Origin of the sequence: Sphingomonas sp. LR60 (genome assembly GCF_036855935.1) — a bacterium.
GTDB lineage: Bacteria > Pseudomonadota > Alphaproteobacteria > Sphingomonadales > Sphingomonadaceae > Sphingomonas.
This window is the reverse complement of sequence record NZ_JASPFK010000001.1, coordinates 2,660,569-2,675,984: the sequence shown is the minus strand read 5'-3', so window position 1 is coordinate 2,675,984 and position 15,416 is coordinate 2,660,569. Positions and strand designations below refer to the sequence as shown.

14 protein-coding genes and 2 pseudogenes are annotated in these 15,416 nt (G+C 67.2%); 8 read left to right on the top strand and 8 right to left on the bottom strand.

Features of this window, described 5'->3' with window-relative positions; genetic code table 11:
* Positions 1-178: 178 nt before the first annotated feature.
* The gene (locus tag QP166_RS12535; protein ID WP_333917398.1) at positions 179-511 is read right to left on the bottom strand and encodes a hypothetical protein; all 333 of its coding nucleotides are present in this window, start codon (positions 509-511) and stop codon (positions 179-181) included.
* Between QP166_RS12535 and QP166_RS19020 the strand changes: the two are divergent.
* Positions 405-1,342: pseudogene (locus tag QP166_RS19020) on the top strand (carboxylesterase/lipase family protein); the annotation flags it as partial. The gene QP166_RS12535 and the pseudogene QP166_RS19020 sit on opposite strands and share 107 nt — an antisense overlap.
* A 21-nt stretch (positions 1,343-1,363) precedes the next feature.
* Entirely contained in the window at positions 1,364-1,792 is a 429-nt protein-coding gene (locus QP166_RS19015) for a carboxylesterase family protein (RefSeq protein ID WP_443027251.1), read from the top strand.
* A gap of 245 nt (positions 1,793-2,037) precedes the next feature.
* Here the strand turns inward: QP166_RS19015 and QP166_RS12520 are convergent, their stop codons facing one another.
* Positions 2,038-4,299, bottom strand: coding sequence for a TonB-dependent siderophore receptor (locus QP166_RS12520; protein WP_333916202.1), 2,262 nt, complete (start codon positions 4,297-4,299; stop codon positions 2,038-2,040).
* A 112-nt stretch (positions 4,300-4,411) separates the two neighbouring features.
* On the opposite strand from QP166_RS12520, the gene QP166_RS12515 reads away from it, so the two are divergent.
* Entirely contained in the window at positions 4,412-4,873 is a 462-nt protein-coding gene (locus QP166_RS12515) for a DUF3833 family protein (RefSeq protein ID WP_333916201.1), read from the top strand.
* Positions 4,874-4,930: 57 nt separating this feature from the next.
* A complete protein-coding gene (locus tag QP166_RS12510) occupies positions 4,931-5,149 on the top strand; it encodes a hypothetical protein (protein ID WP_333916200.1) in 219 nt (72 codons plus the stop codon).
* 83 nt (positions 5,150-5,232) lie between these two features.
* On the opposite strand, the gene QP166_RS12505 is transcribed toward QP166_RS12510, so the two are convergent.
* The 3 genes from QP166_RS12505 to QP166_RS12495 form a co-directional block, all read right to left on the bottom strand.
* Positions 5,233-6,300 carry a 5-(carboxyamino)imidazole ribonucleotide synthase gene (locus QP166_RS12505; RefSeq protein WP_333916199.1) on the bottom strand — a complete coding sequence of 356 codons (1,068 nt, stop codon included), beginning with the start codon at positions 6,298-6,300 and terminating at the stop codon, positions 5,233-5,235.
* Positions 6,297-6,773 (bottom strand): 5-(carboxyamino)imidazole ribonucleotide mutase, encoded by a 477-nt coding sequence (purE, locus tag QP166_RS12500; protein ID WP_333916198.1) that lies wholly within the window; start codon positions 6,771-6,773, stop codon positions 6,297-6,299. The genes QP166_RS12505 and purE overlap by 4 nt, the downstream gene beginning before the upstream one ends.
* A gap of 218 nt (positions 6,774-6,991) precedes the next feature.
* On the bottom strand, positions 6,992-7,990 hold the full coding sequence (locus QP166_RS12495; RefSeq protein ID WP_333916197.1) for an LLM class flavin-dependent oxidoreductase: 999 nt from the start codon (positions 7,988-7,990) through the stop codon (positions 6,992-6,994).
* Positions 7,991-8,300: 310 nt separating this feature from the next.
* On the opposite strand from QP166_RS12495, the gene QP166_RS12490 reads away from it, so the two are divergent.
* The 4 genes from QP166_RS12490 to QP166_RS12475 all read left to right on the top strand — a co-directional run bounded on the left by QP166_RS12490 (position 8,301) and on the right by QP166_RS12475 (position 11,693).
* Positions 8,301-8,966 carry a pyrimidine 5'-nucleotidase gene (locus QP166_RS12490; RefSeq protein ID WP_333916196.1) on the top strand — a complete coding sequence of 222 codons (666 nt, stop codon included), beginning with the start codon at positions 8,301-8,303 and terminating at the stop codon, positions 8,964-8,966.
* On the top strand, positions 8,963-9,790 hold the full coding sequence (gene dapD, locus QP166_RS12485; RefSeq protein WP_333916195.1) for a 2,3,4,5-tetrahydropyridine-2,6-dicarboxylate N-succinyltransferase: 828 nt from the start codon (positions 8,963-8,965) through the stop codon (positions 9,788-9,790). Before QP166_RS12490 ends, dapD begins: the two co-directional genes overlap by 4 nt.
* Before the next feature lie 212 nt (positions 9,791-10,002).
* A complete protein-coding gene (gene glpX / locus QP166_RS12480) occupies positions 10,003-10,968 on the top strand; it encodes a class II fructose-bisphosphatase (protein ID WP_333916194.1) in 966 nt (321 codons plus the stop codon).
* Positions 10,965-11,693, top strand: a complete 729-nt coding sequence (locus QP166_RS12475; RefSeq protein WP_333916193.1) for a CPBP family intramembrane glutamic endopeptidase — start codon at positions 10,965-10,967, stop codon at positions 11,691-11,693. Before glpX ends, QP166_RS12475 begins: the two co-directional genes overlap by 4 nt.
* Before the next feature lie 24 nt (positions 11,694-11,717).
* Here QP166_RS12475 and QP166_RS12470 read toward each other — a convergent pair whose 3' ends face one another.
* The 3 genes and pseudogenes from QP166_RS12470 to cysD form a co-directional block, all read right to left on the bottom strand.
* On the bottom strand, positions 11,718-12,455 hold the full coding sequence (locus QP166_RS12470) for a 3'(2'),5'-bisphosphate nucleotidase CysQ (RefSeq protein ID WP_333916192.1): 738 nt from the start codon (positions 12,453-12,455) through the stop codon (positions 11,718-11,720).
* Positions 12,452-14,375 (bottom strand): annotated as a pseudogene (gene cysN, locus QP166_RS12465) (sulfate adenylyltransferase subunit CysN). The gene QP166_RS12470 and the pseudogene cysN overlap by 4 nt, the downstream one beginning before the upstream one ends.
* Positions 14,375-15,295, bottom strand: coding sequence for a sulfate adenylyltransferase subunit CysD (gene cysD, locus QP166_RS12460; RefSeq protein WP_333916191.1), 921 nt, complete (start codon positions 15,293-15,295; stop codon positions 14,375-14,377). Before cysD ends, cysN begins: the two are co-directional and overlap by 1 nt.
* Between the last annotated feature and the right edge of the window lie 121 nt (positions 15,296-15,416).

Sequence of the window (15,416 nt, the reverse complement as noted above, 5' to 3'; positions counted from 1 at the left end):
CCAAGCCAATGCGTCACCGCGGCGAAGGCCGGGGCCTAGCTGGCGGCCGCTATCGATGTGCGTCGCACTCCATCTCCTCAGCCTTCCCACCTAGGCCCCGGCCTTCGCCGGGGTACAAACAGGGATGGTTCAAGTCGCCTGGATCAGATTGTGATGACGTCACGGCTACCCGGTATCGTCATTGCGAGCGCAGCGACGCCATCCAGGGCCATGGCCAGGACGCTCTGGATTGCTCCGCTGCGCTCGCAATGACGGCTTGAAGCGATTTCATATCATCATGCTCAAGACGATCGCTTTTGTATTTAAGGCTTTGTGGTGAACGGCGCGGGTGCGATCGTGGTCGTGACGGCAGCCCACCGGGCGCAGGAGAGGTGACGATGAAAGCAGGAATGATCGCGCTGGCGATGGGCAGCGCCTTGTCGGCGGGAGCGGCGCAGGCGCAGACCGTGACGACCGAGTCCGGCAAGGTCGCGGGCAGCACCGCCGATGGCGTGGCAAGCTGGAAAGGCATTCCGTTCGCTGCGCCACCGGTGGGGCCCTTGCGCTGGCGTGCGCCGCAGCCCGCGGCGCGCTGGAGGGGGTGCTGCCGGCGACCGATTACGGCCATGACTGTATGCAATTGCCGTTCCCCAGCGATGCCGCGCCGCTCGGCACCACGCCGGCCGAGGATTGCCTGACCGTCAACGTCTGGAAGCCCGCGGGTGCCACGGCGAAGCTGCCGGTGATCGTGTGGATCTATGGTGGCGGCTTCGTCAACGGTGGCGCGTCGCCGCCGACCTATTCGGGCGCCAATCTCGCCAAGCAGGGCGTGATGTTCGTCAGCTTCAACTATCGACTGGGACGGTTCGGCACCTTCGCGCATCCGCAACTGACCGCGCAGGATCCCGATAAGGGGCGGCTCGGCAATTACGGCTATATGGATCAGCTCGCCGCGCTCCAGTGGATCCACCGCAACGTCGCCGCCTTTGGCGGGGACCCCGCGAACGTGACGATCATCGGCGAGAGCGCGGGCGGCATGTCGGTGAACACGATGGTCACCTCGCCGCTGGCGCGCGGGCTGTTCGCGCGCGCGATCGTGATGTCGGGCGGCGATGGACGGAGCCGCGGCACCGATGGCCTCGCGGGCACCGAGAAGATCGGTGTCGATTTTGCAGCGAGCAAGGGCATCGCGCGTGACGACCCCGCTGCGCTTGCCAGGCTGCGCGCGCTGTCGGCCGATACCGTGACCGACGGGCTCAACCTGGCCGCGATGTTCACCCCGGCCTCGGGCGTGAAGACCTTCGCCAGCCCCTATGCCGACGGGGTCGTCGCGGTCGATGCCGCCGCTGCCTATCGCTACGGCGCGTTCCCGAAGGTGCCGATCATGATCGGGGCGACCGACAACGATATCGGCGGGTCGACCGGCTATATGGTCGGCGGCGCGCGGCAGCTCGCCGGTGCGATCGCGGCGGCCGGCGCGGCGGCCTATCACTATCGCTTCTCCTATGCCGCGGAGAGCCTGGGTAAGCCGGGGGCCGGGCACGCGACCGACATTCCGTTCTTCTTCGATACCGCCGCGATCAAATATGGCGATGCGACCACCGCGCGCGACCGCCGGATGGCGCGCACGATCAGCCGCTATGTCGTCAATTTCGCGAAGACCGGCGATCCGAACGGTGCCGGGCTGCCCCGCTGGCCGCGCTACGACCGGCGCGCCGACGAGCTGCTCGACTTCACCGCGAACGGCGAGGCGGTGGCAGGCAAGGACCCGCTCGGCGCCGCGATCGATGCCGCGCCTGCACCCACGCGCTAGATCAGGATGACAAGGCGCTGACCCAATCGTCATTGCGAGCGCAGCGAAGCAATCCAGAGCCGGATCAGGACGCCCTGGATTGCTTCGCTACGCTCGCAATGACGGTTCCGGTTCGACGTGGTCTCATCGAGATTTAAGTGGATGGACTAAATGCGCGCGGTCAGGTTGGCGGCAACGCTGCCAACTGGCGTGGCCCCGCAAAACAGCGGCGCGTCCGCAAGGGCCGCACCGTTCTTCGCGGCCCATTACGGAAACATGTAGCGGATCGTGCCGAACACCGTGCGCGGCACGCCATAGAAATTGCCGCGTCCGGTGCTCGAGATGCGCGCGTAATAGCTCTTGTCGAGCAGGTTGTTGACGTTGACCGACAACGACCATTGATCGCTCAGCTTGTATCCCGCGCGCAGGTCGACCACCGCATAGCTTTCCTGTCGCACGATCGTCGACCGTGTGCGCAGCGTGCCGTTCGCCGCATAGAGCGCCGGATTGCCGCCATAGGTCGACGAGAACCACGTCAGTCCACCGCCGATGCTCGCGCCCGCCAGGGGGCCGGCGGTCGGCGCGTAATTGCTGAAGAACTTGACCATATGCTTCGGAATGATCGGCATCAGCGCGATGCCTTCGAACTGCGGCTCGGTATCCGCCAGATATTCGGTGTGCGTGTGGGTATAGCCGCCGTTGATCCGCCAGCCCGGCACGATCTGTCCCGTCGCCTCCGCCTCGACGCCGCGCGCGCGGACGCGTCCGGCCTGTAGCACGACGTCGGGCAGTTCGGGCGGATTGACCAGCCGGTTGTCCTGCGTGATCTGGTACGCCGCGACCGACAGCAGCAGCCGCTGGTTCATCAGCGACAGCTTGCTGCCCGCCTCGAACTGATTGCCGATCAGCGGCTCGATCGGCCGACCATCGGGGCGGGCGCGTCCGGCGGGCTGCGCCTGCGGGGTGAAGCTGTCGGCATAGCTGACGTACAGGTTGAGGTTCGGCGTCGCGTCGAACAGCACGGCGCCATAGGGCGTGAAGCGGCCGTCATAGCCATATTGCGATCGCCCGCTGACCGCCCCGGTCAGCCGGTTGAGGGTATCGACATGGTTCGACCACCAGGTGGCACGCCCGCCGCCGACCAAGGTCAGATGCGCGATCGGTGACAGCCGCATCTGCCCATACAGGCCATATTGCTCGACATAGGTGCGCGTCGCCCCGGAGGCATGCTCGACGCAGCGGGCCGAGACGATGGTGCACGGCCCGCCGCTCGTCCCCTGTACCGGATAGAGCGGCAACGAGGCGCGGGGATCGAGCAGCGGCTCGGCGGGATAGACCGGATCGAAGACGTTGATCCGCGCATAATTGCTCAGTCGCGAAAAATAGGACGTATAGTCCTGCGCCTGATAGTCCATGCCGAGGATCAGCGTCTGGTCGCGCCCGAAGGCGGGAAAGCTGCCGACGCCGTTGATGTCGAACGAGCGCGTGCGCTGACGATTGTCGCCGAGGAATGCGATATGGTTGGTCAGCCCGTTGTTCTCCGGGGTGACCGCGGCGTTGCCGATATAGCTGTATTTGTCGATGCGGTCGACGTTGGCGACCATCCCGGTCGCGCGCAGCGTCCAGCGATCGCTGACGCGGTGGGCCAGCTCGACGAAGCCGGTCCATGTCTCCGAATTGAAGCGGTTCCAGTCGGCGCCGAGATAGGTCGAACGGCGGACGTCGAGCAGCCGCCCGTCGCTGCCGTCCGCGCCGCCGACATAGCCGGGCAGGCCGGTCTGCACCGCTGGCTGGAAGCTGTCATAATAGATGCCGCCGGTCAGCGTCGTGCGTCCGCCGATCGCGACCTCGCCGACCGCGAACGCCCCCCAGCGGCGGCGGTGCGCGGTGTCGAAGAACTGGTCCTGATCCTGCGCCATCGCCCCCGCGCGGACGCCGATCGTATCGGTCAGCCGCGTCGAGGCGTCGAGTTCGAGCCGGACGTTGTCGTAGCTGCCATAGCCCGCCGACGCCTGAACGCGCGTCGCCTCCAGCGGGCGCTTGCGGATCAGGTTGATGCTGCCCGCGGGATTGCCGGCGCCGGTGAAGAGGCCGGCGGGGCCGCGCAGCACCTCGAGCCGGTCATAGAAGAACAGGTCCGGCACGACGCCGGGGAAGCCGAACGATTGCGTCGGGACGCCGTCGACCAGATAATTGTTGATCGGGAAGCCGCGCGCGTTGAACGACGGATCCTCGCTGCCGATCCCGCTGACCGTGATGCCGTTGGTGGCGGTGAGCGCATCCTCGAGCGTGAACAGATTCTGTGCCTCGATCTGGTCGCGATCGATGACGGTGATCGTGTTCGGCGTGTCCTTCAGCGGCGTCACCGTCTTGCCGACCTCGCGCCCGTAGCTTTTGCCGACGACGACCACCTCGCCCTCCTGCTGCTCGTCAGCGCTCGGTGCCGCGACCTCGGCTTCGTGGGCGGAAGCGGTAGTGGCGCTGACGCCAAGCGCGCTGGCAGACAGCAGAAAGAACCAAGATTTCATTGCGTTTCCCCGACTTATGCGGGCGCCCTAAACGGGTCGCTTATGATAGTCACTATCAATTGCACAAATCGTTACAAAGGCGGCGGTTCGGGTTCTTGTGCGTTACAGCGCCATGTTGATCGCCCTCGCACTCGCCGCCGCACCGGTCGGCCCCGCCTTCGACCCGTTGCGCTTCTTTGCCGGACAGACGCGCGGGACGGCGCAGCTGAAGGTGATCCTGCGCAAGGCAAAGCCAGTGACGGTGCGTGGCACGGGTCGGATGCGCGCGGATGGAACGTTGCTGCTCGACCAGATGGTGACCGAGGGTGACAAGCCGCCGCGCGCGCGGCACTGGCTGCTCCGCCAGACCACGCCGGGCCATTATACGGGGACGTTGAGCGATGCGCGGGGGCCGGTGACCGGCGAGGTGGAGGGTGCGACGCTGCGCCTGTCGTTCACCAGCGACGGCGGCTTCCGCATCCGCCAGACGCTGACGCTCCAGCCCGACGGGCGCACGCTCGCCAACCGGCTGGAGGCGCGGCGGTTCGGGATCAGGGTGGCGGTGCTGACCGAGCGGATCGTCAAGCTGGATTGAGGCGGAACGCGAACCGCGTGGCGGTGGTTGGCGTGACGATCAATCCCGGAGCAAGCGATGACCGACCTTCATGTGCAGACCCGCCAGCGCGAAATCGCGACCGAGCATCTGCTGTTCAAGCTGATCGAATATGTCGAGGGAAAGCATCCGGGGCTGCTCGACTATCTCGAGGAAAGCCTCGACCATCTCGGTGATCCGGCGACGGATGAAACCAAGGATGACGAGGGCGTGCGCAAGATTGCGCGGCGGATGATTACAGGTGCGCGACGGGGGTGAGGTGCGGCGTCATGCGAGCGTAGCCAAGCAGTCCACGGCGGCCTTTGTCGACCTTGCTACGCTCGCGATGACGCGACGGACGGTCAGCGCGTCAATCGCGTGACGTGCCCCATCTTGCGGCCGTCGCGCGTCTCGCGCTTGCCGTAGAGGTGCAGATAGGTATCCCGCGCGGCGACGAAATCCGGCCAGCGCTCCCAATCCGCGCCGATCAGGTTTTCCATTTCCGCACCCTGCGCGACCAAGGCGGTATCGCCGAGCGGCAGGCCACAGATCGCGCGGACATGGTTGGCGAATTGCGAGGTCGCCGCACCCTCGATCGTCCAATGCCCTGAGTTGTGGACGCGCGGCGCCATTTCGTTGAACACCGGCCCTTCGGCACTCGCGAAATACTCGCAGGTCAGCACGCCGACATGGTCGAGCGCGTCCGCGATCCGCCCGGTGAGCGCCGCCGCCTCGGTCCATTGCGCGGCGATCGGCGCGGGGGCGGGGAGCGTCGAGCGATGCAGAATGCCGTCGCGATGCTCGTTCCACGGCGGGGGGTAACTGGTGATCGTGCCGTCGCGCCCGCGCACCAGCACGATCGAGAATTCGTGCGTGAATTCGACGAACGCCTCCAGGATCGCGGGGCCGCCGATCGCTTCCCACGCGGCATCGGCGTCGGCAGGCGACTGAAGCCGCGTCTGCCCCTTGCCGTCGTACCCGAAGCGCGTCGTCTTGAGCACCGCCGGGCAACCGATCGTCGCGAGCGCCGCGTCCATCTCTTCGCGCGACGACACCGCCTGCCAACGCGCGGGGCGACCGCCGACCTGTTCAACGAACTGCTTCTCGCGCACACGGTCCTGCGCGACCGCGAGGCTGTGCGGGCTCGGGTAGACCGGCACGCGTTCGGCGAGCCATTGGACGGGGCCGACGGCGATATTCTCGAACTCATAGGTGACGACGTCGCATTGCGCGGCGAAGTCGGCGAGCACGACCTTGTTGTGGTAATCGGCGCGCGTCAGCGACGAGGCGGTCTGCGCCGCGACGCTTTCGCGATCGGGCGCGAGGACGTGGGTGCGATAGCCGAGATCGGCCGCGGCGCTGGCGATCATGCGGCCGAGCTGCCCGCCGCCCAGGATGCCGATCGTGCTGCCGGGGACGATCACCGTCATGCCGGATCGACCGCGACGCCGTTGGTCTGCCTCGCGCGCCACGCCTGCAACCGCTGCGACAAGTCGTCATCGGACAGCGCGAGGATCGAGGCGGCGAGCAACGCGGCGTTGATCGCGCCGGCCTTGCCGATCGCCAGCGTGCCGACGGGGATGCCACCGGGCATCTGAACGATCGAGAGCAGGCTATCCATGCCCTTCAACGCCTTGGATTCGACCGGCACGCCCAGCACCGGCAGATGCGTCATCGACGCCGCCATGCCGGGCAGATGCGCCGCGCCGCCCGCACCCGCGATGATGACCTTCAGCCCGCGGGCGGCGGCGCCGGTTGCGTAGTCATACAGCCGTTGCGGGGTGCGGTGTGCGGAGACGACCTTCGCCTCATGCGCGATGCCCAGCGTCTCGAGCGTCTCGCTCGCATGACGCATCGTTTCCCAATCCGAGGTGGAGCCCATGATGATGCCGACGTGCGCCATCGCGTGCGGTTAGCCGGGCGTCCATGCGGCGTCCAGTCCTTCGTCGCCCCTGCGTTATTAGAGCATTCGGCAATGTTCACGCGCCGTCGCCCCTGCGCAGGCAGGGGCTCATGTCTGTGTCGTCCGGGTAAGTGGCTGACACAGGATCGTCGTCCCTGTGTTAGACCTCCGCAACGGACTTTACAGACATAGGCCCCTGCCTGCGCAGGGGCGACGGCTCAGGCCGCGAGCGGCAGTTCCTGCATCGCCTCCGCCGCCAGCGCTATCGAGCGTCGGCGCGCCTGATGGTCGTAGACCGCGCTGGTCAGCATCAGCTCGTCGACGCCGGTCCGCGCGACGAACGCCGCGATGCCGCGCGCGACCTCGTCGCGGGTGCCGATCGCGCTTGCCGACAGCGCATGGTCGAGGATCGCGGCATGTTGCGGCGGCAGCGAGGCGCGATAGCCCGGCACCGGTGGCTTCATCCGCCCCGGATTGCCGGTGCGCAGCGCGACGAACTGCTGCTGTTGCGAGCTGGCCAGCAATTCGGCTTCCTCATGCGTGCCGGCCGCGAAGACGTTGAACCCGGCCATCGCATAGGGCTTGGCAAGCGTCGGCGACGGACGGAAGTCGCGACGATAGATGTCGAGCGCCTGATCGAGCGCATCGGGCGCGAAATGCGAGGCGAAAGCATAGGGCAGCCCGAGCATCGCGGCGAGTTGCGCGCCGAACAGGCTGGAGCCGAGGATCCACATCTCCGGCTTGGCGCCCGCGCCCGGCGTCGCGGTGATGCGGGTCCGGCCATCGTCGGCGAAATAGCTCTGCAACTCCACGACATCGCGCGGGAATTCATTGGCGTCGCTGGAGAGGTTACGGCGCAAGGCGTGTGCAACGCGCTGATCCGAGCCAGGTGCGCGGCCAAGCCCGAGGTCGATGCGACCGGGGAAGAGCGCATCGAGCGTCCCGAATTGCTCGGCGATCTGGAGCGGTGCGGAGTTGGGCAACATGATCCCGCCCGATCCGATGCGGATGCGGCTGGTCGCATGCCCGACATGCGCGATCACCACCGCGGTCGCCGCCGAGGCGATCCCGGTCATGCCGTGATGCTCGGCCACCCAATAGCGGTTGAAGCCGAGCTGCTCGGCATGTCGCGCAAGGTCCGCGGCGTTGGCGAGCGATTGCGCGACCGAGCCGCCCTCGGTGACGGGGACGAGGTCGAGAAGGGAATAACGGGTCATGCGAGATAGGTGGGGACGGGGACGCGCGAGTGCCAGCCGAGTTCGGGTTGGGTGAGGGATAGCGGGGGTTTGTGCCCGCTTGGTTTCATGGACTTCTCTCCGTCATCCCCGCGCGTTTCCGTCATCCCGGCACCATTCCGTCATCCCCGCGGAGGCGGGGATCCAGACGCGCAGGCCCATCGATAGAGCCGAGACGTCCGAGGTTCTGGATTCCCGCCTTCGCGGGAATGACGAGAAGAAGGAGAATGACGGGAAGGAGAGCGGCGGGACGGGGATGACGCCCGGCGTCAAACCCCCTACACCCCGCGCCATGCACCCGGCCTTTGCGCACGTCGAAACGTGGATCTTCGACCTCGACAACACACTCTACCCGGCGCGTGCCGACCTGTTCGCGCATATCGACCGTCGGATGACCGCTTTCATCGCCGACTTCCTGAAGGTCGATCCGGTGGAGGCGCGGCGTGTGCAGAAGGAATATTTCCTCGGCCATGGCACCACGCTCGCCGGGCTGATGGCGTATCACGACGTCGATCCGCACGCCTTCCTCGCCTATGTCCACGATATCGAAATGGACGCGCTGGAGGAGAATGCGCCGCTCGCGGCGGCGCTGGCGCGGCTGCCGGGGCGCAAGCTGGTCTTCACCAATGGCGATCGACCCTATGCGCTCAAAGTGCTGGAGCGGCTCGGGCTGGGGCAGAGTTTCGAGGCGGTGCACGACATCGTTGCGATGGACCTGACCCCCAAACCCGCCGCCGCCGCCTATGCCGGACTGTGCGCCGCGTTCGAGATCGAGCCGACCCGTGCGCTGTTCGTCGAGGACATGGCGCGCAACCTGAAACCCGCCAAGGCGATCGGGATGACCACCGTCTGGGTGGACAACGGGTCCGAGCAGGACCACGACGCCGACCGATCCTATGTCGACCACCGCGTGACCGACGTCACCGCGTGGGTCCAGTCTGTTTTGGAGGACCAATGACCGCCGAGCTTTCCGCCACGATCGACGCCGCGTGGGAGAACCGCGCCGAGCTGGGGCTGACCACCGGGGGCGAGGTGCGCGTTGCGGTCGACCGCGCGCTGGCGCTGCTCGACGCCGGGCAGGCGCGCGTCGCCGAGCCGGACGGTGCAGGCGGCTGGCGCGTCAACCAGTGGCTGAAGAAGGCGGTGCTGCTCAGCTTCCGGCTGAACGACAACGCGCTGATCGACAACGGCCCCGGTTCGGGCCATTGGTTCGACAAGGTGCCGAGCAAATTCTCGGGCTGGAGCGAGGCGGAGTTCCGCACCGCCGGGTTCCGCGCGGTGCCGGGCAGCGTCGTGCGGCGCGGCGCCTTCGTGGGCAAGGGCGCGATCCTGATGCCGAGCTTCGTCAACATCGGCGCCTATGTCGGTGAAGGCACGATGGTCGACACCTGGGCAACCGTCGGCAGTTGCGCGCAGATCGGCAAGAACGTCCATCTCTCCGGCGGCGCCGGGATCGGCGGCGTGCTGGAGCCGTTGCAGGCCGATCCGGTCATCATCGGTGACGGCGCGTTCATCGGCGCGCGCGCCGAGGTCGCGGAGGGCGTGCGCGTCGGCGAGGGCGCGGTGCTGTCGATGGGCGTCTATCTGGGGGCGTCGACCAAGATCATCGACCGCGACACCGGCGAGACCTTCCGCGGCGAAGTGCCGCCCTATGCGGTGGTCGTGCCCGGCTCGATCGGCGGCGGGGACGGCAAGCCGGCGCTGTATTGCGCCGTCATCGTCAAGCGCGTCGATGCGCAGACCCGCAGCAAGACCAGCATCAACGACCTGCTGCGGGATTGAGCGCGTAGAACCTCCGTCATCCCGGCGCAGGCCGGGATCCATGTTTCCGCACGAACTGAAAACATTGTTCTTGGGGCTATCTGGACCCCGGCCTGCGCCGGGGTGACGATGGGCGCAGTGCTTTTCTTCGCGTATAACATGTAAAACAAAATGCCTCGACACCGTCATGTCGCGCGCCTATCCGGGAGTTAATCCAAGGAGAAGGACATCTCATGCCAACTGCCAGCAAGGTTCTCGACCGTGTGCTCGTGCTGGAGATGGTGCGCGTCACCGAGGCGGCGGCGATCGCCGCCTCGACGCTGACCGGGCGCGGTGACGAGAAGGCCGCCGATGCCGCAGCGGTCGAGGCGATGCGCGCGGCGCTCAACGAACTCGATATCGACGGCACGGTGGTGATCGGCGAGGGCGAGCGCGACGAGGCGCCGATGCTGTTCATCGGCGAGAAGGTCGGCAGCGGGCAGGGGCCGGCGATCGACATCGCGCTCGATCCGCTGGAAGGCACGACGATCTGCGCCAAGTCGGGGCCGAACAGCCTCGCGGTGCTGGCGATCGCCGAGAAGGGCGGCCTGCTCAACGCGCCCGACGTCTATATGGACAAGCTGGCGGTCGGGCCGGGGTTGCCCGCCGGGATCATCGATCTCGACCGTACCCCGACCGAGAATGTCGAAGCGATCGCGGCGGCCAAGGGTGTCCAGCCCAAGGATATCATCGCCTGCGTGCTCGATCGTCCGCGCCACGAAGCGCTGATCGCGGAGCTGCGCGGAATCGGGTGCGGCGTGGTGCTGATCGGCGATGGCGACGTCGCCGGCGTGATCGCGACCAGCGACCCCGACACGACGATCGACGTCTATATGGGGTCTGGCGGCGCGCCGGAGGGCGTGCTGGCCTGCGCCGCGCTGCGCTGCGTCGGGGGGCAGTTCAAAGGACGCCTGCTGTTCCGCAACGACGACGAACGCGGGCGCGCGCGCAAATGGGGGATCGAGGATCTCGACCGCCAATACGACCTCAAGGATCTGGCGAAGGGCGACTGCATCTTCGCGGCGACCGGGGTCACCGACGGGTCGCTGCTGGAGGGCGTGCGACGCGTCGGCGGCAAGATGACGACCGAGAGCGTCGTGATGCGCGCTTCGTCGGGCACGGTGCGCTGGGTCAAGGGCGAGCACCGCCTCGGGCAATGATCGCCGTCGGCGCGGCGCTGGCGGTGGCGCTGGCCAGTCTCGCGCTGCTGCTGCACGGTGCGCGCATCGGCTATTGGCCGCGCCCGCCGGCGGTCGCGCCGGGGACGGTGCGGCATCGCTGGTTCGCGCGGCTGGCGCTGCGCGCCTTGGTGCATTTCGGCGCGGTCACGGTTTTGCTGCTGGCGGCGTTGGGACGGCTCGATGCGGTCGCGCGCTTTCCGCCCGAATTGCTGTCGGTGCGCGCGCTGGCGGTGGCGTGGATCGGCCAGCCGGGGTGGGAGCCGCTGGCGCTCGGGGCGCTCGGCGGGGTCGTGATCGCCACCGTGCTCGAACGGCGCGGACGTCGCGTGACCCTCGGCGACCTGCGCGCGGTCACGCCGGTGTGCCGCGCCGAGCTTGGCTGGGGCGTGCTGCTCGCGATCACCGCGGGCGTGGCAGAGGAATTGTTCTTCCGGTTGTTGCTGCCGTTGCTGATCGCGATCGTGAGCGGGTCGGCGCTGGTCGGCTTTGCAGGCGCGACGGCGGCGTTCGGCTATGCGCACCGCTATCAGGGCTGGCGCGGCGTGCTCGGGACGGTGATCGCGGGCGTGTTGCTGGCGCTGGTGTATCTGGTGTCGGGGCGGTTGTGGGCGGCGATGCTGGTGCACGCCGCGATCGATCTCAACGGGTTGGTGCTGCGGCCGGTGCTGTCGGGGAAGTTGGCCAAGCCGTCATTGCGAGGGTAGCTTCTGCTACGCTCGCAATGACGATCATCCCTGAGCCAGTGCCGCCAGCACCGGGGCGACATGCTCCTGTCGGCAGATCAGCAGGTCGGGCATGTACGTGTCCGCGCAGTTATAGACGAGCGGCGAGCCGTCGATGCGGCTGACGTGCAGCCCGTGCGCGCGCGCCACGGCGGCGGGGGCGCAGCTGTCCCATTCATATTGGCCGCCCGAATGGAGATAGATGTCCGATTGGCCGAGGATGATGCTCATCGCCTTTGCGCCGGCGCTACCCATCGGCACCAGCTCCGCGCCCAGTGCGTCGGCGACCGCCACCGCCTCGCGCGCCGGGCGCGAGCGGCTGACCACCATCCGCAGCCGTTCCGGCGCAGGCGGGACCGCGACCGGCGCGTCGCTGCGCAGCACGATCCCGGCCGCGGGCAAGGCGACCGCGCCGGTGGTCGGCACGCCGTCGATCGCCAGGCCGACATGCACTGCCCAATCGGCGCGGCGTTCGGCATATTCGCGCGTGCCGTCGACCGGGTCGACGATCCACACCCGCGAGCGGTCGAGCCGGATCGGGCAGTCCTTCTCCTCCTCCGACAGCAGCCCGTCCTCGCCACGCTGCGCGCGCAACGCCTCGACGAGAAAGCGGTTGGCGATCGCATCGCCGGCCTTGGCCAGCGCCTTCTCGGTCAGCGCCGCGCTGTCGCGCACCGTCAGCAGCAGCGCCCCCGCGACCTCGGCGAGATGCGCCGCCAGCGCGGCATCGCTCTCCCCGGTCATGCGCGGCGCAGCAGCAGGTCGACGATCTGCTCGGCGGCCTGTTCGGGGGTGGTGGCGGTGGTGTCGATCCGCACCTCGGGCGCCTCCGGCCGCTCATAGGGGCTATCGATCCCGGTAAAGTTCTTGAGCAAGCCGGCGCGCGCCTTCTTGTAGAGGCCCTTGACGTCACGCCGCTCGGCTTCCTCGAACGGCGTGTCGACGAACACTTCGACGAACTCGCCCGCCGGAAGCATGGCGCGCACCATCTCGCGCTCGGCGCGGAACGGACTGATGAAGGCGGTGAGCACGATCAGCCCGGCGTCGGTCATCAGCTTGGCGACCTCGCCGACTCGGCGGATGTTCTCGATCCGGTCGGCCTCGGTGAAGCCCAGATCCTTGTTCAGCCCGTGGCGGACATTGTCGCCGTCGAGCAGGAAGGTGTGGCGGCCCAGCGCGTGGAGCCGTTTCTCGACCAGATTGGCGATCGTCGACTTGCCCGAGCCGGACAGGCCGGTGAACCACAGCACCGCCGGCTTTTGCTCCTTGAGCGCGGCATGGGCGTCGCGCCCGACATCCACCGCCTGCCAATGGACGTTCTGCGCACGACGCAGGCTGAAGTGCAGCATCCCCGCCGCGACCGTCGCATTGGTCAGCTTGTCGATCAGGATGAACCCGCCGAGCGTGCGATTGTCGACATAGGGCTCGAACACGATCGCACGGTCGGTGGTCAGCTCCGCGACGCCGATCGCGTTGAGGTCGAGCGTCTTGGCGGCGAGCTGCTCCAGCGTGTTGACGTTGACGACATATTTGGGCTGCTGGACGGTCGCCGAAACGGTCTGCGTCCCGAGCTTCAGCCAGTAGCCGCGCCCGACGCGCAACGCCGCATCGTCGAGCCACACCAAGGTCGCCTCGAACTGGTCGGCGGCCTCGGGCGGTTGCTCGGCGGCGGCAATCACGTCGCCGCGCGAACAGTCGATCTCGTCGGCGAAGCAGAGCGTCACCGACTGCCCGGCGACCGCCTGCGCCAGATCGCCGTCGAGCGTGACGATCCGCGTCACCGCCGAGGTCTTCCCCGACGGCAGCACGCGCACCCTGTCGCCGACGGCGACGCGCCCGGTCGCGATCAACCCCGAAAAGCCGCGGAAGTCGAGGTGCGGGCGGTTGACCCATTGCACCGGCATCCGGAACGGCTTGTCGGCATCGACCGACGCGAGCACCTCGACCGTTTCCAGATGCTCGACCAACGTCGGCCCGTCATACCAGGGCGTGTTCGCCGACCGGGCGGTGATATTGTCGCCCTTGAACCCCGAGATCGGCAGCGCGGTGAAACCGGCGATCCCGATCGACTGCGCGAAGGCGGCATAATCGGCGACGATCGTATCGAACGTCGCCTGATCGTAACCGACCAGATCCATCTTGTTGACCGCCAGCACGATGTTGCGGATGCCGATCAGGTGGCAGAGGTAGCTGTGCCGCCGCGTCTGCGTCAGCACGCCCTTGCGCGCGTCGATCAGGATCACTGCGAGGTCGGCGGTCGATGCGCCGGTTACCATGTTGCGCGTATATTGTTCGTGGCCGGGGCAATCGGCGACGATGAACTTGCGCTTCTCGGTATTGAAGAAGCGATAGGCTACGTCGATCGTGATCCCCTGTTCGCGCTCCGCCGCAAGCCCGTCGACCAGCAAGGCGAAGTCGATCTCGCCGCCCTGCGTGCCCTGTTTGCGCGAGTCGCTTTCGAGCGCGGCGAGCTGATCCTCGAAGATCATCTTCGAGATCGTAGAGCAGCCGCCCGATCAGCGTCGACTTGCCGTCATCGACCGAGCCGCAGGTGATGAACCGCAGCATCGTCTTGTGCTGGTGGCTGTCGAGATAGGCGTCGATGTCGCGCGCCACGAGATCGTCGACGACATAGGCCGGCTGGGGAGCAGGTGCATCGCTCATCAGAAATACCCCTGCTGCTTCTTCACTTCCATCCCCGCACCGCCGGCATCCTTGTCGATCGCGCGCCCTTGCCGCTCGCTGGTGGTGGTGAGCAACGTCTCCTGGATCACCTGCGGCAGCGTCGTCGCGCGGCTCTCGACTGCGCCGGTCAGCGGATAGCATCCGAGCGTGCGGAAGCGGATCGAGCGCAGCACCGGCTGCTCGCCGGGCAACAACCGGAAGCGATCGTCATCGACCATCAGCAGCATCCCGTCGCGCTCGACGGTCGGCCGCTCGGCGGCGAAATAGAGCGGGACGATCGGCACATCGTTCAGGTGGATATATTGCCAGATATCCAGCTCGGTCCAGTTCGAGATCGGGAAGACGCGGATGCTCTCGCCCTTGTTCTTGCGCGCATTGTAGAGGTTCCACAGCTCCGGCCGCTGGTTCTTCGGGTCCCAGCCGTGCGTCGCGGTGCGAAAGCTGAAGATCCGCTCCTTGGCGCGGCTCTTCTCCTCGTCACGGCGCGCGCCGCCGAAGGCGGCGTCGAAGCCGTAATGGTCGAGCGCCTGCTTGAGCCCCTCGGTCTTCCACATGTCGGTGTGGAGCGCGCCGTGATCGAACGGGTTGATCCGGCGCTCGATCGCCTCAGGGTTCTGATGGACCAGCAGGGTCATCCCGCTCTCCGCGGCCATCCGGTCGCGCAGCGCGTACATCTCGCGGAACTTCCAGGTCGTATCGACATGCAGCAGCGGGAAGGGCGGTGGGCTCGGGTAGAACGCCTTGCGCGCGAGATGCAGCATCACCGCGCTGTCCTTACCCACCGAATAGAGCATCACGGGATTGTCCGCCTCGGCCACCACCTCACGCATGATGTGGATCGCCTCGGCCTCGAGCCGTTGCAGATGGGTGAGCCGGTGATGATCGAGCAACCGTGACATTCGCTTCCCTCTACGCCGGACGCGCGTGTCCGGTCGTCATGCATCCGTCATCCCTTGCGCGGAAACGCCGGTGAGCGGGACGTGGAATTGATTGCGGCGCGGCAATTGCAGCTTGTCGGCA

Bases quoted from the DNA above. Each gene is read 5' to 3' on its own strand.
- QP166_RS12510 (WP_333916200.1), top strand. From the start codon at position 4,931: ATGACCGACCTTCATGTGCAGACCCGCCAGCGCGAAATCGCGACCGAG.
- QP166_RS12515 (WP_333916201.1), top strand. From the start codon at position 4,412: ATGTTGATCGCCCTCGCACTCGCCGCCGCACCGGTCGGCCCCGCCTTC.
- QP166_RS12520 (WP_333916202.1), bottom strand. From the start codon at position 4,299: ATGAAATCTTGGTTCTTTCTGCTGTCTGCCAGCGCGCTTGGCGTCAGC.
- QP166_RS12495 (WP_333916197.1), bottom strand. From the start codon at position 7,990: ATGACCCGTTATTCCCTTCTCGACCTCGTCCCCGTCACCGAGGGCGGC.
- glpX (WP_333916194.1), top strand. From the start codon at position 10,003: ATGCCAACTGCCAGCAAGGTTCTCGACCGTGTGCTCGTGCTGGAGATG.
- QP166_RS12505 (WP_333916199.1), bottom strand. From the start codon at position 6,300: ATGACGGTGATCGTCCCCGGCAGCACGATCGGCATCCTGGGCGGCGGG.
- cysD (WP_333916191.1), bottom strand. From the start codon at position 15,295: ATGTCACGGTTGCTCGATCATCACCGGCTCACCCATCTGCAACGGCTC.
- QP166_RS12535 (WP_333917398.1), bottom strand. From the start codon at position 511: ATGCCTTTCCAGCTTGCCACGCCATCGGCGGTGCTGCCCGCGACCTTG.
- dapD (WP_333916195.1), top strand. From the start codon at position 8,963: ATGACCGCCGAGCTTTCCGCCACGATCGACGCCGCGTGGGAGAACCGC.
- QP166_RS12475 (WP_333916193.1), top strand. From the start codon at position 10,965: ATGATCGCCGTCGGCGCGGCGCTGGCGGTGGCGCTGGCCAGTCTCGCG.
- QP166_RS12490 (WP_333916196.1), top strand. From the start codon at position 8,301: ATGCACCCGGCCTTTGCGCACGTCGAAACGTGGATCTTCGACCTCGAC.
- QP166_RS12470 (WP_333916192.1), bottom strand. From the start codon at position 12,455: ATGACCGGGGAGAGCGATGCCGCGCTGGCGGCGCATCTCGCCGAGGTC.
- purE (WP_333916198.1), bottom strand. From the start codon at position 6,773: ATGGCGCACGTCGGCATCATCATGGGCTCCACCTCGGATTGGGAAACG.
- QP166_RS19015 (WP_443027251.1), top strand. From the start codon at position 1,364: ATGATCGGGGCGACCGACAACGATATCGGCGGGTCGACCGGCTATATG.